Origin of the sequence: Flavobacterium sp. (assembly GCF_043773265.1) — a bacterium.
Taxonomy (GTDB): domain Bacteria; phylum Bacteroidota; class Bacteroidia; order Flavobacteriales; family Flavobacteriaceae; genus Flavobacterium.
Genome location: NZ_JAYVFH010000237.1, coordinates 1 through 21,756, shown reverse-complemented (window position 1 = coordinate 21,756; position 21,756 = coordinate 1). Strand labels below are relative to the sequence as shown.

General features: G+C 29.6%; 21 protein-coding genes, 1 tRNA gene and 1 pseudogene. 20 read left to right on the top strand and 3 right to left on the bottom strand.

All coding sequences use genetic code 11. The features are described 5' to 3' along the window. Positions 1-251 precede the first annotated feature (251 nt). From ACH2BO_RS12735 to trpA, 7 genes are read left to right on the top strand one after another with little or no spacing between them, the layout of a single operon-like run. A complete protein-coding gene (locus ACH2BO_RS12735) occupies positions 252-1,643 on the top strand; it encodes an anthranilate synthase component I family protein (protein ID WP_395045110.1) in 1,392 nt (463 codons plus the stop codon). Positions 1,644-1,646: 3 nt separating this feature from the next. Next, positions 1,647-2,213, top strand: coding sequence for an anthranilate synthase component II (locus ACH2BO_RS12730; protein WP_395045109.1), 567 nt, complete (start codon positions 1,647-1,649; stop codon positions 2,211-2,213). Continuing rightward, on the top strand, positions 2,213-3,205 hold the full coding sequence (gene trpD, locus ACH2BO_RS12725; RefSeq protein WP_395045108.1) for an anthranilate phosphoribosyltransferase: 993 nt from the start codon (positions 2,213-2,215) through the stop codon (positions 3,203-3,205). Before ACH2BO_RS12730 ends, trpD begins: the two co-directional genes overlap by 1 nt. After that, positions 3,202-3,987, top strand: coding sequence for an indole-3-glycerol-phosphate synthase (locus tag ACH2BO_RS12720; protein WP_395045107.1), 786 nt, complete (start codon positions 3,202-3,204; stop codon positions 3,985-3,987). The genes trpD and ACH2BO_RS12720 overlap by 4 nt, the downstream gene beginning before the upstream one ends. Beyond that, positions 3,984-4,613, top strand: coding sequence for a phosphoribosylanthranilate isomerase (locus ACH2BO_RS12715; protein ID WP_395045106.1), 630 nt, complete (start codon positions 3,984-3,986; stop codon positions 4,611-4,613). Before ACH2BO_RS12720 ends, ACH2BO_RS12715 begins: the two co-directional genes overlap by 4 nt. Then, positions 4,606-5,799, top strand: coding sequence for a tryptophan synthase subunit beta (gene trpB, locus ACH2BO_RS12710; protein ID WP_395045105.1), 1,194 nt, complete (start codon positions 4,606-4,608; stop codon positions 5,797-5,799). Before ACH2BO_RS12715 ends, trpB begins: the two co-directional genes overlap by 8 nt. Next, a complete protein-coding gene (gene trpA / locus ACH2BO_RS12705; protein WP_395045104.1) occupies positions 5,789-6,562 on the top strand; it encodes a tryptophan synthase subunit alpha in 774 nt (257 codons plus the stop codon). Before trpB ends, trpA begins: the two co-directional genes overlap by 11 nt. Before the next feature lie 68 nt (positions 6,563-6,630). Here trpA and ACH2BO_RS12700 read toward each other — a convergent pair. From ACH2BO_RS12700 to ACH2BO_RS12690, 3 genes are all read right to left on the bottom strand, one after another. Then, a tRNA-Asn gene (locus tag ACH2BO_RS12700) sits at positions 6,631-6,704 on the bottom strand. A gap of 74 nt (positions 6,705-6,778) precedes the next feature. Further along, positions 6,779-8,122, bottom strand: coding sequence for an RIP metalloprotease RseP (gene rseP, locus ACH2BO_RS12695; RefSeq protein WP_395045103.1), 1,344 nt, complete (start codon positions 8,120-8,122; stop codon positions 6,779-6,781). A gap of 80 nt (positions 8,123-8,202) precedes the next feature. Continuing rightward, positions 8,203-10,122, bottom strand: coding sequence for a M1 family aminopeptidase (locus tag ACH2BO_RS12690; RefSeq protein ID WP_395045102.1), 1,920 nt, complete (start codon positions 10,120-10,122; stop codon positions 8,203-8,205). Positions 10,123-10,286: 164 nt separating this feature from the next. Here ACH2BO_RS12690 and serS point away from each other — a divergent pair, with 164 nt between their 5' ends. From serS to ACH2BO_RS12625, 13 genes and pseudogenes are all read left to right on the top strand, one after another. Beyond that, positions 10,287-11,558, top strand: coding sequence for a serine--tRNA ligase (gene serS / locus ACH2BO_RS12685; RefSeq protein WP_395045101.1), 1,272 nt, complete (start codon positions 10,287-10,289; stop codon positions 11,556-11,558). A 78-nt stretch (positions 11,559-11,636) separates the two neighbouring features. After that, entirely contained in the window at positions 11,637-13,412 is a 1,776-nt protein-coding gene (locus tag ACH2BO_RS12680) for a tetratricopeptide repeat protein (protein WP_395045100.1), read from the top strand. Positions 13,413-13,457: 45 nt separating this feature from the next. Then, a complete protein-coding gene (locus ACH2BO_RS12675) occupies positions 13,458-13,781 on the top strand; it encodes a DUF4286 family protein (protein WP_395045099.1) in 324 nt (107 codons plus the stop codon). A 95-nt stretch (positions 13,782-13,876) separates the two neighbouring features. Beyond that, positions 13,877-14,656 (top strand): 16S rRNA (adenine(1518)-N(6)/adenine(1519)-N(6))-dimethyltransferase RsmA, encoded by a 780-nt coding sequence (rsmA, locus tag ACH2BO_RS12670; protein ID WP_395045098.1) that lies wholly within the window; start codon positions 13,877-13,879, stop codon positions 14,654-14,656. Then, positions 14,646-15,998, top strand: a complete 1,353-nt coding sequence (gene mgtE, locus ACH2BO_RS12665; protein ID WP_395045097.1) for a magnesium transporter — start codon at positions 14,646-14,648, stop codon at positions 15,996-15,998. The genes rsmA and mgtE overlap by 11 nt, the downstream gene beginning before the upstream one ends. 206 nt (positions 15,999-16,204) lie before the next feature. Then, a pseudogene (locus ACH2BO_RS12660) lies at positions 16,205-17,146 on the top strand (2-hydroxyacid dehydrogenase); the annotation flags it as partial. An 84-nt stretch (positions 17,147-17,230) separates the two neighbouring features. Then, positions 17,231-17,557 (top strand): VOC family protein, encoded by a 327-nt coding sequence (locus ACH2BO_RS12655; RefSeq protein ID WP_395045116.1) that lies wholly within the window; start codon positions 17,231-17,233, stop codon positions 17,555-17,557. Between the two features lie 57 nt (positions 17,558-17,614). Then, the gene (locus ACH2BO_RS12650) at positions 17,615-17,953 is read left to right on the top strand and encodes a TM2 domain-containing protein (RefSeq protein ID WP_395045096.1); all 339 of its coding nucleotides are present in this window, start codon (positions 17,615-17,617) and stop codon (positions 17,951-17,953) included. Between the two features lie 3 nt (positions 17,954-17,956). Further along, a complete protein-coding gene (locus ACH2BO_RS12645) occupies positions 17,957-18,361 on the top strand; it encodes a DUF2752 domain-containing protein (protein ID WP_395045095.1) in 405 nt (134 codons plus the stop codon). After that, entirely contained in the window at positions 18,358-18,795 is a 438-nt protein-coding gene (locus tag ACH2BO_RS12640) for a hypothetical protein (RefSeq protein WP_395045094.1), read from the top strand. Before ACH2BO_RS12645 ends, ACH2BO_RS12640 begins: the two co-directional genes overlap by 4 nt. After that, positions 18,788-19,588, top strand: coding sequence for a M48 family metallopeptidase (locus ACH2BO_RS12635; RefSeq protein WP_395045093.1), 801 nt, complete (start codon positions 18,788-18,790; stop codon positions 19,586-19,588). Before ACH2BO_RS12640 ends, ACH2BO_RS12635 begins: the two co-directional genes overlap by 8 nt. Positions 19,589-19,777: 189 nt before the next feature. Beyond that, entirely contained in the window at positions 19,778-21,052 is a 1,275-nt protein-coding gene (locus tag ACH2BO_RS12630) for a hypothetical protein (protein WP_395045092.1), read from the top strand. Positions 21,053-21,256: 204 nt separating this feature from the next. Next, positions 21,257-21,756 (top strand): hypothetical protein (locus tag ACH2BO_RS12625; protein WP_395045091.1); only part of this gene is annotated, 500 nt, incomplete at its 3' end.

Sequence of the window (21,756 nt, the reverse complement as noted above, 5' to 3'; positions counted from 1 at the left end):
GAAAATCTTCATCATCTATTTTAATGCATAAATGTTAAATTTTTAAAATTTATTCAGAATAATAAAATAAATCAATAATTTTGTAAAACTTATGATGAACAATACACAAAATATGAAATGGTGGTGGCAATCAAAATCCCAAATAGGATTCTGTTGGTAACATCTATTATTTTATATTTTTATAAATAAATAAAGCCCACTTAATCCAAGTGGGCTTTTTTGTACCCAAAATTCAAATAAATCTTTTTTATATGTTATATAATTTTAAAACTCAAGTTGTAAAAACACTTAGCGATACACATACACCAGTTGGTTTGTATTTGAAAATTAGAGATAAATATTCTAACAGTTTTCTATTGGAAAGCTCTGATTATAAAAGTAAAGAAAACAGTTATTCTTATATTTGTTTTGATTCTATTGCCTCTTTTATAGTTGATAACGAACAAACTACAACTTCTTTTCCTGATAAATCTACAAATATTCAAGCAACAAATTCCATTATTGTTTGTGATAAGTTAAATGCCTTTGTAAAGATGTTTTCTGCAACAGAATTGAATTTAGGATTTGAAACAATTGGACTTTTTGGCTATACAAGTTATGACGCAATTCCATTGTTTGAAAATATTTCTTTCAATAACAAAACATTTGATTTACCATTAATTCAATACCATCTTTTTAAATATATGATTGTATTCAATCACTTCAATAATGAACTTTTTTATATTGAACAATTGCAAGAAAATGAAGTTTCACAACTAGATATTATTCAAGATATTGTAAACAATCGTTCGGTTTCTAAATATAAGTTTTCTTTAGTAAGTGAAGAAACATCCAACTTTACTGATGAAGATTTTTTGAAAACAATAAAGAAAGGTCAAGACCATTGTTTTTCTGGAGATGTGTTTCAAATTGTGCTTTCTAGAAAATATAAACAGTCATTTAATGGTGATGAATTTAATGTTTATCGAGCTTTGAGATCAATAAATCCATCGCCATATTTGTTTTATTTTGACTATGGAAATTTCAAAATTTTTGGTTCTTCGCCAGAAGCACAACTAACCATTAAAAATGAAAAAGCAGTAATAAACCCAATTGCTGGAACATTTAAAAGAACAGGCAATGAAGCAGAAGATTTGGCATTGGCTAAATTGCTTTTGCAAGATCCAAAAGAAAATGCAGAACACATTATGTTGGTTGATTTGGCAAGAAATGATTTGAGCAAATCGAGCAAAAAAGTTGTAGTAGAGAGTTTTAAGAAAATAGAATATTATTCACACGTAATTCACATGGTTTCTAAAGTCAGTGCACAATTAGAACCAAATTACAATTCTATAGAAATTTTAGGAAATACTTATCCAGCAGGAACTTTATCTGGTGCTCCAAAACATAAAGCTATGCAATTAATAGATAAATATGAACCAGAATCTCGAGGTTTTTATGGAGGAACTGTTGGAATTATTGGATTGAATGGCACTTTTAATCATGCAATTTTTATTCGCTCATTTTTAAGTAGAAATAACCAATTAATGTATCAAGCTGGTTGCGGAATTGTTATAAAATCTGACATTAATAGCGAATCGACAGAAGTTCAAACTAAGCTTTCTGCTCTTAGAAATGCAATTCAATTGGCTCAAAACATTTAAATTATGAAAATATTAATTATAGATAATTATGATTCCTTTGTTTACAACATTGCTCATTTGTTGTATGAAATTGGCGTGACAAAAATTGATGTAATAAAAAATGATTTAGTAGATTTTGAAGGTATCAATCAATATGACAAAATTGTACTTTCTCCTGGACCTGGAATTCCTAAAGCTGCTGGAAAACTTCCAGATTTTATTAAACAATTTGCATCTACAAAAAGCATTCTCGGAATTTGTTTAGGTCATCAAGCTTTAGCAGAAAATTTTGGTTCAAAATTAATTAATTTGAAAGAACCATTACATGGAATTGCTTCTAGACTTGAAATTTTGAAAGATGATTATTTATTTGAAAATCTTCCAATAAATTTTAATGTTGGACATTATCATTCTTGGGTTGTGTCTGAACCAGTTTCAGATTGCTTAGAAGTTTTGGCCAAAGATGAATTGGGAAATATAATGGCAATAAAACATAAAGAATATGATTTACGAGGATTGCAATTTCATCCAGAATCAATTCTAACAGAAAACGGAAAAAAGATACTTACTAATTGGATAAATAAAAAATAATGAAAACTATTCTAGAATCTTTATTAACACACAAAACTTTTACTAAAGAAGAAGCTAAACAAGTGCTAATGGATATTGCTTTAGGAAATTATAATTCTAGTCAAATTGCATCTTTTTTGACTGTTTTTATAATGAGAAATATTACACTCGAAGAACTTGTGGGTTTTCGTGAAGCTTTATTAGATTTATGTCATAAAATCGATTTAACAGCATACAATCCGATGGATGTTTGTGGTACTGGTGGCGATGGAAAAAACACTTTCAATATTTCTACATTAACTTCTTTTGTAGTTGCTGGAGCAGGAATTCCTGTTGCAAAACATGGTAATTATGGTGTTTCATCAATTTCGGGTTCATCAAATGTTTTAGAAACTTTAGGAATAGTTTTTCAAACAGATGAAAACATTTTGAAACAACAGATTAAAGAATCAAATATTTGTTTTTTGCATGCGCCATTGTTTCATCCTGCAATGAAAACAGTTGGTCCAATTAGAAAAGAATTAGGTATTAAAACATTTTTTAACATGCTTGGACCATTAGTAAATCCGGCACAACCAAAGATTCAAATGTCAGGTGTTTTTAGTTTAGAATTGGCTAGAATGTATCAATATTTGTTACAACAAGAAAATAGTCAGTATTCAATAATTTATGGATTAGATGGTTTTGATGAAGTGACATTAACAGATAAAACTAAACTTATTACAAATGATTGTGAACAATTTGTTGAAGCAAAAGAATTTAATTTTAAAAACATTGAATATGCTAATTTATATGGTGGCGAAACATTAGAAGAAGCTGCATTAATTTTTTCAACAATTATTGATGGAAAAGGAACTGAATCTCAGAATAATGTAGTATTAGCCAATTCAGCTTTGGCAATAAAAACTTATTACAATCATTTTACAATTGAAGAATCATTAGACATGGCAAGAGAATCTTTGTTTGATTTAAAAGCAAAAAAAGCGTTTAACATTTTAAAAGAAATTCAATGAATATTTTAGAATCTATAAAACAAAAAAAAGTTGAAGAAGTTGCGTTTTTAAAATCGATTTGCTCAATAAAATCATTAGAGAAAAGTGGTTTTTTTGAATCTAAAACAATTTCAATAAAGCAATCAATTTTATTTTCTAAAACAGGAGGAATAATATCAGAATTTAAAAGAAAATCTCCTGCCAAAGGGAATATAAATCTAGACGCAAATGTTATTTCTATTACTACAGGTTATGTTGACGCTGAGGTTGCAGCGCTTTCAGTATTAACAGATGTTACCTTTTTTGGAGCAAAACCTGATGATTTTTTTTTAGCAAGAGAAAACAATAAAATCCCAATATTGAGAAAAGATTTTATTATAGATGAATATCAAATTATTCAATCTAAAACTTTGGGTGCAGATGTGATATTGTTAATTGCAAAAATTTTAACACATCAACAAATGCATAATTATACAAATTTAGCTCATCAATTGGGTATGGAAGTTTTTTTGGAAACTCAAAACGAGACTGAAATATTAAGTGTTTTAGATATTGATTTTGATTTAATTGGAATTAATAATAGAAATCTAAATTCATTTGAAGTATCTATAGAAAACAGTATAAAATTAGCAAAATTATTACCAGAATCTAGTATTAAAATTGCTGAAAGCGGAATACAATCAGTAGAAACAATCAAATTATTAAAACAAAATGGCTTTAATGGATTTCTAATTGGTGAATATTTTATGAAAGAACAAAATCCTGCAGAAAAGTGTAAAGAATTAATTCAACAATTATTATGAAAGTAAAAATTTGTGGCATGTTTTTTCTTGACAATATCTATAAAATTTCGGCATTAAATCCAGATTTTATGGGATTCATTTTCTATCCAAAATCAAAAAGATATGTAGGTAATGATTTTTCATTTGAAATGATCAAAGATGTTCCAAAAACCATAAATAAAGTTGCTGTTTTTGTTAATGAATCTATAGAAAAAGTTTTAAAAATTCATGAAAGTTTTGACTTTGATTTTGTTCAGCTTCACGGAGAAGAATCTGTAGATTATTGTAAAGAAATTAAACAATCAAATATTAAAATAATAAAAGCATTTCAGATAGACGAAAAATTAGATTTTAGTAATTTGAAAGAATACGAAAGTTCATGTGAATATTTTTTATTTGATACAAAATCAGATAATTATGGCGGTAGCGGAAGGTCTTTTAACTGGCAATTATTATTAAATTATAAATTGCAAACTCCTTTTTTTATTAGTGGTGGTTTAGGATTACAAAACATTGTTCAAATTTTAGAATTCAAACATCCAAAATTTGAAGTAATAGATTTTAATAGTCAAATAGAAGATGATAATTATATAAAAAACATTGAAAAAACAACCGAATTATTATTAAAAATCAAAAATAATGAATAAGATTATACAACCTGATGAAAACGGATTTTATGGAGAGTTTGGCGGTGCTTTTATTCCTGAAATGTTATATCCAAATGTGTTGGAATTACAACAAAATTATAACAAAATTATACAAACAGTAGATTTTCAAAAAGAGTTTAAATCATTATTGAAAGATTATGTTGGAAGACCAACTCCATTATATTTTTCTAAAAATTTATCAGAACAGTTTAATACTCAAATATATTTAAAACGAGAAGATTTAAATCATACTGGCGCGCACAAAATTAACAATGCAATCGGACAAGTTTTATTGGCCAAGAGATTAAATAAAAAACGAATTATTGCAGAAACTGGTGCAGGTCAGCATGGAGTTGCAACAGCAACTGCTTGTGCATTGCTAGGTTTAGATTGCACTGTTTATATGGGTGAAATAGATATTGAAAGACAAAAACCAAATGTAGAACGAATGCGTTTGCTTGGAGCAAAAATTCAACCAGCAATAAGCGGAAGTAAAACATTAAAAGACGCAACAAATGAAGCAATTAGAGCATGGATAAATGATCCAGTAGGAACACATTACGTTATTGGTTCAGTAGTTGGTCCACATCCTTATCCAGATTTGGTTGCCCAATTCCAATCTGTTATTAGTGAAGAAATAAAATTACAATTAAAAGAAAAAACTGGTGATGAAAATCCAAATTATATAATTGCTTGTCTTGGTGGAGGAAGCAATGCGATTGGTGCTTTTTATCATTTTATAGATAACGGAAAAACCAAACTGATTGCTGTGGAAGCTGCTGGAAAAGGAGTTTATTCTGGTAAAACAGCAGCCACAATTGCTTTAGGAAAAAAAGGAATTATTCACGGAAGTAAAACCTATTTAATACAAACTGATGACGGACAAATAGTTGAGCCACATTCTGTTTCTGCGGGATTAGATTATCCTGGTATTGGACCAATTCACTCTTATTTACACGATACAAACAAAGCCACAGTTGTCAATATTACAGATAATGAAGCAATGGAAGCGGCTTATGATTTGTCAAGAAAAGAAGGAATAATTCCGGCAATAGAATCAGCACATGCATTGGCTTATTTACATAAAATAAAATTTAATAAAGACGATGTTGTTGTCGTTAATTTATCTGGAAGAGGAGATAAAGATTTGGCTACTTTACAAAATTATATAAAACATGAAAAATAGAATAAACAAATTATTTGATACTAAGAGCTCAAACATTTTATCAATTTATTTTACAGCAGGATTTCCAAATTTGAATGATACATTGTCTATTATAAAAAGTTTAGATGAAAGCAAAGTTGATTTGATCGAAATTGGATTTCCATATTCTGATCCTTTGGCAGATGGACCAGTTATTCAAGAAAGTAGTACAAAAGCAATAGAAAACGGAATGACATTGGTAGTTTTGTTTGAACAATTGAAAACACTTCGAACTATAACACAAAAGCCAATTGTTTTAATGGGTTATTTAAATGTTGTAATGCAGTTTGGAGAAAAAAAATTTATTGAAAAATGTAATGAAGTAGGAGTAGATGGAATAATAATTCCAGATATGACATTGCATTATTATATTTCTAATTTTAAAGATTTATGTGATGAAAATAATGTTTCAAACATATTGTTAGTCACTCCAGAAACATCAGAAATTAGAATTCGTGAATTAGATAAATATTCGTCTGGATTTATATATTTAGTTTCATCAAATAGTATTACTGGTAGTGCTAATGCAATAAGTTTTAATACAGAATATTATAATAAAATTCTAAACATGAAACTTTCCAATCAACACTTAATTGGATTTGGAGTTCACAATAAAGAAACTTTTGAAATTGTTTGCAAATTTGGTTCGGGAGCAATTATTGGTAGTTCTTTTATAAATAATTTAAAAGAAAATGGAGCTAATAAAATATCTATTAAACAGTTTGTTAGTAGTATACGAAAATAAAAACCTAGAAATTCTAATAAATAAAAAATCCAGTCTAAATAAATAAACTGGATTTTATTATAATAAAGCTCCCTCTCTTGGGCTCGAACCAAGGACCCTCTGATTAACAGTCAGATGCTCTAACCAACTGAGCTAAGAAGGATTGTTTGCCTTTATTGCGGTTGCAAATATAAGGTGTTTTTTATTTTTTACAAACAAAAACCAACTTTTTTTAAATTATTTTACAAACCAAGTTTCTGCAACCCATTGATAAATATCTTTACCAAAGGTTAAAGCCATCAATGTCAGCAAAATAATCATTCCACCAGTCTGAACTCTTTCGGCTGCTTTAACGCTTAAAGTTTTTCCAGTAATCATTTCGGCAATTGTAAAAAGTGCATGTCCACCATCTAAACCTGGAATTGGAAGTAGGTTCATAAATGCTAAACCTATTGAAAACAATGCTGTAAAGTTCCAAACATATTCCCAATCCCATTCATCTGGCAATTGTCTAGCAATTCCTATTGGGCTTTTTATTTGTTTATAAGCTTCTGTTTTTGGTTTTAAAATCAATTTAAATTGTTTAATATTATAAACAAACATTATGTAACTTTCTTTAATTGCATAATGAATTGCGTTTCCAAAACTCATTACATTTACATCAACATAATCTCTTTTTAAATCTTCTGGTGTTGGTTTTATGTAATCAAATCCAAGTTTTCCTTCTTTATTTACAGTTCCTTTTAATTGAACATCAATATTGTTTCTTAGAACATTCAAGCTTATTGAATCATTTTTATGATTTGCTAATTCTTTTCTGAAATATGAAAAATGTGGAATTTTATTATTGTTAATGGCGATTATTTTATCACCTTTTAATAATCCAATTTTTTCTGCAGCAGATTTGGATAAAACAGAATCCACAATTACATCTTTTATAATTGGGAACATAAAATTCTTGCCTTCTTTGCTTAAAATATTTTTTTTAGCTTCATCTGTCAAAGCAAAACTAATTTCTTTTTCTTCTCTTAAAACAGTAACATTATCACCTAATAAAATGTCAATTTTTAATCGGTTAAAATTATTTTGTTTTATACCATCAACACTCAATATTTTATCACCAGTTTTAAAGCCAGCTAATTCACCAACTTCACTAAATTCTAAACCGTTTTTTTGAATTTTTTCTGTACTTATTGTTTTCTGACCAACTGTCATATACATAACAGAATATATAAACCAAGCCAATAAAATATTAACTATAATTCCACCCAACATAATAATTAATCGTTGCCAAGCTGGTTTAGATCTAAATTCCCAAGGTTGTGCTGGTTGATTTAATTGTTCGGTGTCCATACTTTCATCTATCATTCCAGAAAGTTTTACATAACCACCAATTGGTAACCATCCAATTCCCCATTCGGTATCGCCAATTTTTTTCTTAATTAATGAAAATCCAGCATCCATAAATAAATAGAATTTCTCTACTCTTACTTTAAAAATTTTTGCTGCTATGAAATGTCCGAATTCGTGAAGTATAACTAATACTGATAATATGAAGAGAATTTGTGCTAATTGTATCATTTAATATTTGATGTGTAATTTTATAAAAAAGCAAAAGTAAGGTTTTCGCCTTACTTATTAATCAATTATCTTGCCGTTGCTTATTTTTTTATAATTTTTTTATGAAATGTTCCTTCTGAGGTTTCAATTTGAATAAAATACACACCAGATGATAATGAACCTAATGAAAAATCTAATGCGTTTTTTTCAAGTACTTTATTTCCTAAGCTATTAAAAATAATAATATTATTAATTGAAATGTCAGACGGTAGCTGTATATGAATTTCATTTAAGACAGGATTTGGATACAAAGCAATCGCTTTATCTAATTCAAAATTTTCATTAGCTAATGTTGTAGTATTGTTTTTAGAAATAATATGTTTTTGAGTATTAAATTGTAATCCAGTAACAACAAAAGGAACAGAAACTATAAATTCCTCTCCATTAATAACATTGTTTACAACTACATCATAAGTTTGTCCGCCACTTCCTAACAATCTTATTGGTAAAGGCATTTCAAAATAACTTACTGAGAAGTGTGATTGTGTTTGGTTTACAATAATTTTTGCTTGTCCAGAACCCCAATTTTGGGCAGAAATAGCATAAGTAGGATAACCTTGACGATAAACCCAATCATTAAAAAACTCTAATAAGCTACTACCATAAACGGCTTCCATGTGTGATTGAAAATTTGTGGTTACTGCATATTTGTAAGCTAAATTTATATCAGCTAAATAATTTCGCATCCCTTGAAAAAACTGTGTGTCACCCATTTTAAACCTTAACATTTCAAGAACCATAGCTCCTTTATTGTAACTCAATCTGCTATCAAATATTCTTCCAACATCTGTAGCTTGAGCATCAGATAAATATACTGCTCCACTAGGAGAAGAAGTAATATTATTAATCATATTGTTTTTATCAGATACAAACGCAGTTATACCATCTAAATTTTCAATTGCAAGTGATGCTAGATATGTTGCAAATCCTTCGTTTAGCCAAATATCTTTCCATGTACCACAGGTAATTTTATCTCCAAACCATTGGTGAGCAAGTTCGTGAGCAATTAATCCTCTACTGAAATTATTCATAAATGAAACTGTTGTATGTTCCATTCCTCCACCCCAACCAAACTGAGCATGTCCATATTTTTCAGTATGAAAAGGATATGCTTCAAATAAAGTTTCGTAAACATTCATTATCAATGGCGTTTGATTCAATTGAGTTTGAATAGCAGGCGTGTTATTTTCTGGATAAATATAATTTACAATTGGAAAATCATTTGGAGCTGTTCCGGCGGTTTGATTTATTACATCATAATTGGTTACAGCAATAGCAATTAAATAAGCAGGAATAGGATAATTATGATGAAAATGAGTTGTTTTATTTGCTCCAGTTATGGTTTGAATAACTTCCAGTCCGTTAGAAGCAACAGTATATTGTGATGGTGCTGTAACATAAACATCAATGCTATTTATTTTGTCATTTAAATCTTGCTTGCATGGCCACCAATCTCTTGCTCCAAAAGGTTCAGACAATGTCCATAAAACAGGAGTTCCACTATGTGTTTCTGCAGCAAATGCACTAAATCCAGAAACTGGTGGTATTCCAGAATAAGTGATCTCAACACTTCCAGATGAACCAGAAATAATAGTTGATAAAAATGTAATTACCAATTCATTATTACCACTTTCAGTAAAAGTAAGATTTACATTGTTTTTTTTAACCGATGTTACTTGTAGTTCATTAGCCATATCAAATGTTATGGTATTCATGTTAGATAACGCAGTAAAAGTTGTTGTTATTTTTCCAGAAATAAAATAATTGGCTGGATTAACAGTATATTCCAATTGATGATATGTAATGTCATAATTTAATGTATTAGGATTTATGGCTAAATTCATTAAACTAGAAGCCGATTTCATTTCAGATTCTGCAATTTTATCTAATTCAGATTTTCCGTTTTGGGCAAAAAAGGAAGTTGCAAAAATGAACAGTATAAATACGTAGGTATTTTTCATTACAATATATTTTTTGCGAATATAATAAAAAACCAAAACATTATCTCTTAATTATTTATTAAATTGGCTCTAATTACTTTGTTAATAATTGATTATGTTAATGTATTTATTTTCATTAATTAGAAATCAATTCCCTAAATTTGCAACCAAATAAAATTAATATCATGTTACAAATAGCATTTATTAGAGATAATCAAGAGAAAGTAATTACAGCTTTAGCTAAAAAAAATTTAGATGCCAAAGCAATAGTTCAAGAAATTGTGCAATTAGATGAAAATCGAAGAAGCGCTCAAGTAGAATTAGACAATACACTTGCTGAATCCAATAAATTATCAAAAGATATTGGTGAGATGATGAAAAATGGCGAAAAAGCCAAAGCCGAAATTGTAAAACAAAAAACGGTTCAATTAAGAGAAAAAGGTAAAGATCTTGCCGAAAAATTAGATTTGTTAGCCAATCAATTGACTGATAAAATGTATCTTTTACCAAATCTTCCTTCAGATATAGTTCCTTTTGGAAAAACACCAGAAGAAAATTTAAATGTTTTTCAAGAAGGAGAAGTTCCTGTTTTGCACGATGATGCACAACCTCATTGGGAATTGGTAAAAAAATATGACATTATTGATTTTGAATTAGGAGTAAAAATTACTGGAGCAGGATTTCCAGTTTATAAAGGAAAAGGAGCCAAATTACAACGTGCTTTAATCACCTATTTTTTAGATAAAAACACCGATGCAGGTTATTTAGAATACCAAGTTCCACATTTAGTAAATGAAGCTTCTGCTTATGGAACAGGTCAATTACCAGACAAAGAAGGTCAAATGTATCATGATGCTACTGACGATTTATATTTAATTCCAACAGCCGAAGTTCCTGTTACAAATATTTTTAGAGATGTAATTTTATCTGAAACTGAGTTGCCAGTAATGTGCACAGGTTACACACCATGTTTTCGTCGTGAAGCAGGTTCATATGGCGCACATGTTCGAGGATTAAATCGTTTACATCAATTTGATAAAGTAGAAATAGTACGTGTTGAACATCCAGATAACTCTTATGCAGCTTTAGATGAAATGGTAGATCACGTAAAAGATATAATGCGAGAATTGAAATTACCATATAGAATATTAAGACTTTGTGGTGGCGATATGAGTTTTGCATCAGCATTAACTTATGATTTTGAAGTTTTTTCAACAGCACAAGATAGATGGTTAGAAATTTCATCTGTTTCTAATTTTGAAACTTTTCAAGCCAATCGACTAAAATTGCGTTTTAAAGATAAAGACGGAAAAAACCAATTGGCACACACTTTAAACGGAAGTTCACTAGCTTTACCAAGAGTAATGGCAGGAATATTAGAAAATTATCAAACTCCTGAAGGAATTGTAATTCCCGAAGTGCTTCGCAAGTACACAGGTTTTGATATTATTAACTAAAAGTTAATGTTATAGATACAATATACTAAATTGGCACAAAATGTGTTACTTTGGTATATTGTTTTAACGTGATGTTTTATGAAAAAAATTTTTGTTTTATTTGTTTTAATGTTTTCGCTTGTAGTTGAGGCGCAAAACGAACAATTGGCGCAAAATTATTTTGACAGAGGCGAATTTGAAAAAGCACAAATTGCCTTTGAAGATTTACTAAAATCACAACCCAATAATTTTAATTATTTTCAAAAAACAATTGAATGTAATCAACAATTATTGCAATTTGAAAAAGCGGATAAAGCACTTCAAGAGCGATATAGTAAATACAAGCAAGGTAATCTTTTGGTTGAATTGGGATATAATTTTCAGTTACAAAAAAACCAACCAGAGGCAAAAAAACAGTATGACCTAGCCATTGATAAAATAAAAAAAACTCCAACAGAAGTATATAATATTGCCTATCTTTTTGATAGAAAAGGATTGGTAGATTATGCAATTTTGGCTTATCAAACCGCAGTAGATTTAGACCCAAAATTCAATTTTAATTACCAACTTGCCTTGCTTTATGGTCAAAAAGGTGATACCGATACCATGATTGAAAAGTTCCTTTCAGAATCATACAACAATCCTCAAAGTATGATAATGATTCAAAATCAGTTATCTCGATTTATGTTTGAAGATACTAATATAACATTTAATGAATCATTAAAAAAAGCACTTTTAATTCGTATTCAAAAAAACCAAGACATCTTTTGGAATGAATATTTAAGTTGGTTTTATGTGCAACAAAAAGAATACGGAAAAGCATTCATTCAAGAAAAAGCAATTTACAAACGTAATCCAGAATCTTTTTCAAATATTGTAAATCTTGGTCAGCTTGCAATAGAGGAAAATGACAACGATGCAGCACTAGAAATTTTAGGATTTGTGTTAGAAAACACAAAAGATTTAGATTTACAAATTCAATCGCACACTTATTTATTGCAAATGAAAATTGATAAATCGCAACCCAAAGATTATTCTGTAATCAATTTAGAATTAGATAAATTAATAAAAGAATTTGGCGTAAGTCCATTTACATTATCGTTATTAAAAATCAAAGCACATTTTGCAACCTTTAATTTAAAAGATGCCGAAACAGGAAAATCAATTCTAAAAAACGTTTTAGAAATGCCAATAAATCGAGATCAAACTGCCGAAGCCAAAATGGAACTAGCAGACATATTATTATTTGAAGAAAAATTCAATCAAGCATTAATTTATTACTCACAAATAGAAAATGATGCCAACAATAGTCCAATTGGGCAAGAAGCAAGTTTGAAAATTGCAAAAACAAGCTACTACAAAGCCGATTTTAAATGGGCAGAACATCAGCTTAAAGTTTTAAAATCTGCATCGACTCAATTAATTGCAAACGATGCTTTAGATTTATTTTTATTAATTTCTGATAATACCGTAGAAGATTCAACCCAAACAGCATTAAAGAAATTCTCTAAAGCTGATTTTCTTCTTTTTCAAGACAAAAAGCAAGATGCATTACTGGCATTTCAGCAAATTCTAAAAGAGCAAAAAGGTGATGCTATTGAGCCAGTTACACTATTAAGAATAGGAAAAATTTACGAAAAAATGTCCGATTTTACTCAAGCATTAAATAATTATCAGCAAATTATTGAAAACCACAAAGAATCTATTTATCTAGATGAAGCATTATTTTTTTCGGCAGAAATTTACAATCAGCTCAACGATTTTGAAAAAGCCAAACCACTTTATGAACAGATAATCATGAATAAAGTCGATAGCATATATTTTGTTGAAGCACAAAAAAAATATAGAAAACTTCGTGGTGATAAAGAAATTTAATCAATTTCGAAAAATCAATTTCAAAAATCAATTTCAATTTCAAATATGATACTTTACAACGTAACCATAAACATTCACGAAAGTGTTCACCAACAATGGATGGATTGGATGCAAAACAAGCATATTAATGACGTTTTAGCAACAGGAAAATTTACATCTGCTAGAATGGTAAAAGTTCTTGTCGAAGAAGATTTGGGCGGAATAACCTATGCTATTCAATATACAACAGATTCTAAAGAAACATTACAACGATATTATGATGAAGATGCACCAAAATTGCGAGAGGAAGGAAATCGACTTTTTGGAGATAAAATGCTCGCTTTTAGAACCGAATTAGAATTTGTTTCAGAGTTTTTTCAAACCAATTAGATTAAAAAATAAGTAATCAATAAACTCCTTTGCGCCTTTGCGTTTCTGCGAGGATAAATAATAAAAACGAGATTGCTTCGTGCCTCGCAATGACTATGGAAAAAGTAAAAGCCAAAAAACACCTCGGACAACATTTTCTTAAAGACGAAAGCATTGCCAAAGCCATTGCAGACACTTTAAATCTTGAAGGTTACAATGATATTTTAGAAATTGGTCCAGGAATGGGAGTTTTAACCAAATATTTGTTAGAAAAACCAGTCAATACCTATGTAATTGAAATCGATACCGAATCGGTAACTTATCTTGATGAAAATTTTCCAAAACTAAAAGACAAAATCATCTCTAAAGACTTTCTTAGATACAATATCAACGAAATTTTCGAAGGAAAACAATTTGCCATTATTGGAAACTTTCCATACAATATATCAACCCAAATCGTGTTTCGCGCTTTAGAATATCGCAACCAAATTCCAGAATTTTCAGGAATGTTTCAAAAAGAAGTTGCCGAAAGAATTTGTTCTAAAAAAGGAAGCAAAGTATATGGAATTCTTTCTGTTTTAGCTCAAGCATTTTACCATGCTGAATATTTATTTACTGTAGATGAAACCGTTTTTATTCCGCCACCAAAAGTAAAATCTGGAGTTTTACGTTTGCGCAGAAAAGAAAATTACACTTTACCTTGCAATGAAAAAATGCTATATACTGTTGTAAAAATGGCATTTCAACAACGCAGAAAAACAATGAGAAATAGTTTAAAAGCATTAAATTTGTCAGATAATTTAAGAGAAGATACTATCTTTGACCTCAGACCAGAACAATTATCGGTAGAACAGTTTATAGAACTTACCCTAAAAATAGAAGCCAATGCAGTTTAAAATCAGCAAAGAACTTTTAGTTCAAATAGAGCAACTTATTCATCAAAAAAACGACGCACAATTAGAAGTTTTATTGAATGACTTGCACCATGCTGATATTGCTGAAATTTTTGACGAAATAGAAATTCATAAAGCTATTTATATTTTTAAAATATTAGATAGCGAAAAAACAGCCGAAATTCTAACCGAACTAGAAGATGACGTTAGAGAAAAACTGCTTCATGGACTTTCTGCCAAAGAAATTGCCGAAGAACTAGACGAACTTGATACTGATGATGCTGCAGATATTATTGCCGAACTTCCTCAAAGTAAAAAAGAAGAAGTAATATCTGAACTTGAAGATGTAGAACACGCCAAAGATATTGTAGATTTATTGCGCTACGACGAAGATTCTGCAGGTGGTTTAATGGGAAAAGAATTAGTAAAAGTAAACGAAAATTGGTCTGTGCTAACTTGCGTAAAAGAAATGCGAATTCAAGCCGAAAACGTAACTCGAGTACATTCAATTTATGTGGTTGATGATGAAAACCGACTTAAAGGAAGATTATCACTCAAAGATTTACTTACAACATCAACAAAAACACCAATAAGTGATGTTTATATAAAAAAAGTAGATTCAGTAAGAGTTTCTGCACCCAATGTTGAGGTTGCAAGAATCATGCAAAAATACGACCTCGAAGCTATTCCTGTAGTTGATGAAATGGGACGACTCGTTGGACGAATTACAATCGATGACATTGTAGACGTAATAAAAGATGAAGCCGATAAAGATTACCAACTCGCAGCAGGTATTTCTCAAGATGTTGAAGCAGATGATAGTATTCTAGAACTCACAAAAGCACGATTACCATGGTTGGTTTTAGCACTTTTTGGAGGATTTATTTCAGTTCACATGCTTGGTTTGTTTGAAGGAGCAATGAAAGACCACAAAGAGTTATTCTTTTTTACACCACTTATTGCTGCAATGGCAGGAAATGTTGGAGTACAATCATCAGCAATAATAGTACAAGGATTGGCAAATCACACCTTGAGTGGTTCAATCTTTAACAGATTAATAAAAGAAATTTCTCTCAGCTTATTAAACGGAGCAATACTTGCAATATTATTATTTCTAGGCAGTTATTATCTTCTTGGTGCCGATACTAAAATAATATTTACAATAACAACAGCATTAATTTCGGTAATAATAATTGCATCACTTTTAGGAACTTTTATACCACTTCTACTAGATAAATTCGGCATCGATCCAGCACTTGCAACCGGACCATTTATTACAACCAGCAACGATATCTGCGGTATATTAATCTACTTTTCTATCGCTAAATTAATTCTTGGGTTTTAGAAACCAATCGTTACAGACTTATCAAGAAACCATTTTCCTGCTGTACATTATATCTTTTTCTTCAAAAAAAGAAAAAGGATGTCATTTCCATCAGGGTTAAACAGCAATTGTCTTTTGCTTTTGTTTCAGTTTTCAAAAAATGTTTATCTTTAACCAACAAAATTTACATTTTAATTTATGAAATTGCTTCGAATCTCGCAACGACAATGAAAAACATCAAAATCCTCCACATCGACAGCAATCATCCACTATTGTTAAGCCAACTTCAACAAGCAGGTTTCATTAACGATGAAGATTTTACTTCCACAAAAGAACAAATCGAAGCAAAAATTCAAAACTACAACGGAATCATAATTCGTAGTAGGTTTAAAATTGATAAAACATTTCTCGATAAAGCCACCAATTTACAATTCATTGCACGTGTTGGTGCAGGTTTAGAAAGTATCGATTGTGATTATGCCATTTCCAAAAACATACAACTAATTGCTGCACCAGAAGGAAACAGTAATGCTGTTGGCGAACACACATTGGCAATGTTACTTTCATTATTAAACAAACTTAATAGTGCCGACAAGAAAGTTCGCCAAGGAAAATGGCTTCGCGAAGACAATCGTGGTTACGAACTAGACGGAAAAACAATAGGATTAATTGGTTATGGAAACATGGGAAAATCATTTGCTAAAAAACTTCGCGGTTTTGAGGTCAAAGTTTTGTGTTATGACATTCTAGAAAATCTTGGTGATGTTAATGCTAAACAAGTTTCATTAGCAGACTTGCAACAACAATCAGATGTTTTAAGTTTGCATATTCCGTGGACACCACAAACAGATAAAATGGTAAACACAGAATTTATAAATCAATTTGCCAAACCGTTTTGGTTTCTAAATACATCACGCGGAAAAAATGTAGTTACAGATGAATTGGTTGAAGCATTAAAATCTAAAAAAATTCTTGGCGCAGCATTAGATGTACTAGAATATGAAAAATTATCGTTTGAAAACTTGTTTGTTGATGATGAAAAACCAACAGCTTTTAATTATTTGCTTCAAGCAGAAAATGTTTTATTAACACCACATATTGCTGGTTGGACCTATGAAAGTCATGAAAAATTAGCACAAACAATTGTAGATAAAATAATAACATTTTACAATCCAAAAACCATAGAAGAACCAACACTAAAACGAGTTACTGGTCTTGGTGGATTTTTCTTTAAATCTACTAACTCTAAAGAATTGGTTTCTTGGTACAATAAATATTTAGGATTAAAAACCGATGATTATGGTTCAACATTTTGGTGGAAAGACAGTCTAGGAAACGATTGTTCTACACAATGGTCACCATTTGATGCGGCTACAACTTATTTTGAACCAAGTCAAAAACAATTCATGATGAACTTTAGAGTTGATGATTTAGAAACATTATTAAAAAAATTAGCAACCGAAGGTGTTACAATTGTTGGTGAAATGCAAAGTTATGACTATGGAAAATTTGGTTGGATTCTAGATCCTGAAGGAAATAAAATTGAACTTTGGGAACCAAATGATAGTGTATTCCAATAATTTTTATATTTTAGTAAATTGAAAAACTAAAAATAACTAACCCAAAAACAAATTTTTATGGAAGCAAGCAAAGTTGATATGTTTATGATTGCAAACAACAAGTATTTTGAAAGTCATCATCTAAATTCTATACGAGAAAAACTTTTACAACTAGATGATTCTAAATGGCCAATAGTACAAACATTGCAATTTAAAAATCCCGAAACTGCACAAATACTTTCAGTTGTTGGAGGACAATTAGGAATAGATCGTTTCTATATTGGTGATACAGGTTTAGGAATTGCAAAACTTTTAACTTGTGGTGGTTTATATGTTTGGACAATCATTGATTGGTTTTCTATAATGGCAGCAGCAAGAGAAAAGAACATGGAAACTTTTCAGAACGGACTTTATTAATAAATGAAGATAAATAAATTATATTCTATTTTATTAATTGCAACAATTGCAGGATATAGTTATTTATTTTATAAAATAAATCATTCCGAAAGTTCTCATTTAAGTGTATGTATTATAAAGAATGTAACAGGTTATGCTTGTCCGTCTTGTGGTACAACTCGAGCAGTTCAATTGCTATTGCAAGGAAAATTGCTAGAATCACTTTTATTGAATCCTTTCGGAATTATTGTAGCAATACTAATGTTATTGGTTCCTTTTTGGATAACATTTGATATAATAACTAAAAAAGAAACTTTTTTTAATTTTTATAAAAAAACCGAAACGGTAATTAGAAAAAAACCAATAGCAATTGTACTAATTATTTTAGTACTTCTAAATTGGATTTGGAATATATATAAACAATTATGATACAACAAACTACTTTTTCATATAAACCATCAGACCACGAAGCCGAAAAAGCATCCAATAGCTATTTAATGTCTTTAGTTGCTCTAGTTGCTGGTTTACCATTGCCTATAATTAATTTATTTGCCACATTTTTCTTTTATTTAGCCAACCGAAAAGGAACTTACTTTGTGCGTTGGCATTGCACACAAGCATTGTTTTCTCAAATGGGATTGTTGTGCATGAATAGCTTTGGTTTTTGGTGGACAATCTCAATATTATTTAGAGATGAAAAACCTACAAACTACTATTTTGCCTACTTATTTACAGCCATTTTCTTTAATATTTTAGAATTTATTTCTACAATATACAGTGCAGTTCAAACAAGAAAAGGAAAACATGTGCAACAATGGTTTTTCGGAAATTTAACTAACCTAATCTGTAAACCAAATGCTTAATAAAACACTTTTTCAAGGATTAGTAATACTAGTTTTGTTTTTTTCAATGTGGTTTGGATTATCTAAAGTAAATTTTCTTGGATTATTTGAAATAGAAAAAAACACCACTACTGCCGAAAACAAAATTGGCGACTTAATTTGGGATCAAATCCAAAAAACAGAAGATGTAATCATTAATGATTCTATTGTTAAAACACTTGACAAATTGATTATTCCTATTTGCAAAGCCAACAATATTGAACGTGATTCACTAAAAATTCATATTATTAATAAAGACGAAATAAATGCATTTGCATTGCCCAATAAGCATTTAGTTGTTTACACCGGATTAATAACTGATTGTAAAAAACAAGAAGCTTTGCAAGGTGTTCTTGGACATGAAATAGCACATATTGAGAACAATCATGTAATGAAAAAACTTTCTAAAGAAATAGGATTGTCAGTTTTACTTGCAGCTGCAACTGGAGGAAAAGGTGGCGAAATTGTAAAAGAAGTTTTTAAAACTTTATCATCAACTGCTTACGACAGAACCTTAGAAAAAGAAGCCGATATGAAAAGCGTAGAATATCTGTTAAAATCCAATATCAATCCAGAACCAATGGCCGATTTCATGTTTGAATTAGCCCAAAAAGAAGATATGCCAGACAGCTTTGCATGGATTTCTACACATCCAGAATCTGAAGAAAGAGCCAAATATATTCTTGAATATTTAAGAGGAAAGAACAACAAAAAAACACAAACATTAACTCAAAAAGAATGGGAAGATTATAAGGTTTTAATTAAAAAAAACTAAACATTTACTTTTTTGTAATTTGGTGTTAGTTAAAGATTTGTTGTGTATAATGATTTATTAATGAACTCGTAAGGAAAATACAACTTTAAAAATTAACTAGAACTCAATTGCGTTAAGCACAAAGTTACCGGAAATGCTTCCGCAGAGCCATAGAATTCAAGAATATAGAACAATTTTTATAAGAGAAGAATGGCAAACAAGGAAATAATCATAAAAGTTGGTAACGACCGGATTTTCCTTAATCCAGGGCTTTCCATTCCAATTCAACAAACCAACATTCCTAAAAAATATTTGACTTTTCGTTCACATGAAGATATTTTTTGGAAGGTAGAATTGCTTGGTTACAAAGAAGATATAGAATGTTTGAAAGTTTCAGTAAAAGATTATAGACTGACAAGTATAACTGGTTTTGACCAGCAAGAACCTACAAAAAAAGTTACTAAATTATTCTTTGACAAATTTAACTGGATAAAACTTGAACCACTTTTAACTTACTACCACAAAAAAGAATTAAAAGATTATTTATACAGTTCGACAGCAAGAAGTGATCAACAAATCCATCCTGATTTTCACACAAGTTATGAACAACATGAGGCAAAGCCATATATAGAAACAATTAACGAGAGCTTTGGAGTTTATTTCTCTGATTGTAATTTCATGCTTGGCTACGTGACTTTCAAAAAGTATATAAAGAAAATAGAAAAAGAAGTAGAATTCAAAATTTCAAATGAACACATTTTAGCAGAATTTGACAATATTAAATTTTGGTTTGCTAAAAAACTAAATGTAAAAAAGTTTAAAGTGTTTGTCTCAATCACAATAACAGATAATGAGGTTACAGAAACTAGAGCTACATCAGAGCATATTAAACAAATTACACCTGAACTTATTGATAGTGTAAAGTATCAAAGAACATTTGCACTAACTAAAGAGCCGAAACTAAGTCAACCTGACAAATCTTTGTTCACATCAGAAGAAATTTTTAGTCAAATGAACTCAGAAGATATTGAAGGTAATGTTTTCAAGCAATCAGAAAATGATATCCTAAACTTCTTTTTAACCGAGAAAGATATAAGAAATAGAAAGCAGCTTACTTATTTAGCTGGCAAAAAACAAAGTAAAAATTATAAACTTCGATATACACTCAATCCAAACTTCGGTTTTCTATTCTTAATCGAAGGTGAAGAAAACAATCACTTTGTTTGGGAATTACTAAATTCTAATGCTACATATATCTGGAGTATTGAAAAAGGAAAACAGAATGTAGAGCTACAGTTCAAAAGAATTGAGAGCATCGTAAATAATGTTCGGACAAGTGGAAGAGAAAATTATAAACGAGCATACAGAAATAATCATCAGGACAATGACCTTGTTTTTAGGGTACTCAATCATAAGAATATTGGCTCGAAGTTAGTAGATGACTTTCCCGATTGGAAAAGTAGATTAAATGAGCAACTAACATAATTTGGAGATAGAAAAAATTAAAACTGATAATAGCACAGCCGGTAACAGCCGTTTCAAGAAATGGCGAAAAATGTGCAAAATTCACATTTTTCTTTCCTAAGAATTTTTATCTTAGCCGAAAGTACGCAGTTACGAAGTTCGCCACTTCATGAAGCTGCAAAACGTTGGGCGACATATTCTCCGAAAAAAACGAAAAATAGAAAAATGAAAAATAAATTACTATTTCTAAACTTATTATTTCTAATAATTCTGAATTCTTGTAAAGAACCAATTGTAAGTTTTGCAGAAGCGCAACCAAAAGACATAAATGAACTAAACGCTTTTTCGAAAAAGATTATTGGAACGTATTACAATACAGAAAACAAAACTGAATTAAGAATTTCTAAATATTCGATATTTAAAAAAATGATTGTTGAAGACACTCTAAAAATAAGTGAAATCGACAAAAATGAAATAATCAAAAATGATAGTTTATTGAATTCTGTAACCAAAGAAAGTTATCAAATAAAGAGAATTAACGACACTTTATTTTCAAACTACATTTATCAAGACACAATTTTTGATTTAAACAAAAAAAATGTTTTGAAAAAATTCAAAGGCTACTTTTTCTTAAATGTACTCATTGCTAAAAGTGGATTTTGGTCTGTCGAAAAATTAAATTTAAGAAAGGGTGTTTTAACAATAAATAGAATAGAAACTGAAAA

Excerpts from the sequence above, each read along its gene's own strand:
- ACH2BO_RS12720 (WP_395045107.1), top strand. The coding sequence starts at position 3,202 with ATGAATATTTTAGAATCTATAAAACAAAAAAAAGTTGAAGAAGTTGCG.
- ACH2BO_RS12690 (WP_395045102.1), bottom strand. The coding sequence starts at position 10,122 with ATGAAAAATACCTACGTATTTATACTGTTCATTTTTGCAACTTCCTTT.
- rsmA (WP_395045098.1), top strand. The coding sequence starts at position 13,877 with ATGGAAAAAGTAAAAGCCAAAAAACACCTCGGACAACATTTTCTTAAA.
- ACH2BO_RS12680 (WP_395045100.1), top strand. The coding sequence starts at position 11,637 with ATGAAAAAAATTTTTGTTTTATTTGTTTTAATGTTTTCGCTTGTAGTT.
- rseP (WP_395045103.1), bottom strand. The coding sequence starts at position 8,122 with ATGATACAATTAGCACAAATTCTCTTCATATTATCAGTATTAGTTATA.
- ACH2BO_RS12735 (WP_395045110.1), top strand. The coding sequence starts at position 252 with ATGTTATATAATTTTAAAACTCAAGTTGTAAAAACACTTAGCGATACA.
- ACH2BO_RS12635 (WP_395045093.1), top strand. The coding sequence starts at position 18,788 with ATGCTTAATAAAACACTTTTTCAAGGATTAGTAATACTAGTTTTGTTT.
- trpD (WP_395045108.1), top strand. The coding sequence starts at position 2,213 with ATGAAAACTATTCTAGAATCTTTATTAACACACAAAACTTTTACTAAA.
- ACH2BO_RS12650 (WP_395045096.1), top strand. The coding sequence starts at position 17,615 with ATGGAAGCAAGCAAAGTTGATATGTTTATGATTGCAAACAACAAGTAT.
- ACH2BO_RS12715 (WP_395045106.1), top strand. The coding sequence starts at position 3,984 with ATGAAAGTAAAAATTTGTGGCATGTTTTTTCTTGACAATATCTATAAA.
- mgtE (WP_395045097.1), top strand. The coding sequence starts at position 14,646 with ATGCAGTTTAAAATCAGCAAAGAACTTTTAGTTCAAATAGAGCAACTT.
- ACH2BO_RS12645 (WP_395045095.1), top strand. The coding sequence starts at position 17,957 with ATGAAGATAAATAAATTATATTCTATTTTATTAATTGCAACAATTGCA.
- ACH2BO_RS12730 (WP_395045109.1), top strand. The coding sequence starts at position 1,647 with ATGAAAATATTAATTATAGATAATTATGATTCCTTTGTTTACAACATT.
- ACH2BO_RS12640 (WP_395045094.1), top strand. The coding sequence starts at position 18,358 with ATGATACAACAAACTACTTTTTCATATAAACCATCAGACCACGAAGCC.
- ACH2BO_RS12675 (WP_395045099.1), top strand. The coding sequence starts at position 13,458 with ATGATACTTTACAACGTAACCATAAACATTCACGAAAGTGTTCACCAA.
- trpA (WP_395045104.1), top strand. The coding sequence starts at position 5,789 with ATGAAAAATAGAATAAACAAATTATTTGATACTAAGAGCTCAAACATT.
- trpB (WP_395045105.1), top strand. The coding sequence starts at position 4,606 with ATGAATAAGATTATACAACCTGATGAAAACGGATTTTATGGAGAGTTT.
- serS (WP_395045101.1), top strand. The coding sequence starts at position 10,287 with ATGTTACAAATAGCATTTATTAGAGATAATCAAGAGAAAGTAATTACA.
- ACH2BO_RS12630 (WP_395045092.1), top strand. The coding sequence starts at position 19,778 with ATGGCAAACAAGGAAATAATCATAAAAGTTGGTAACGACCGGATTTTC.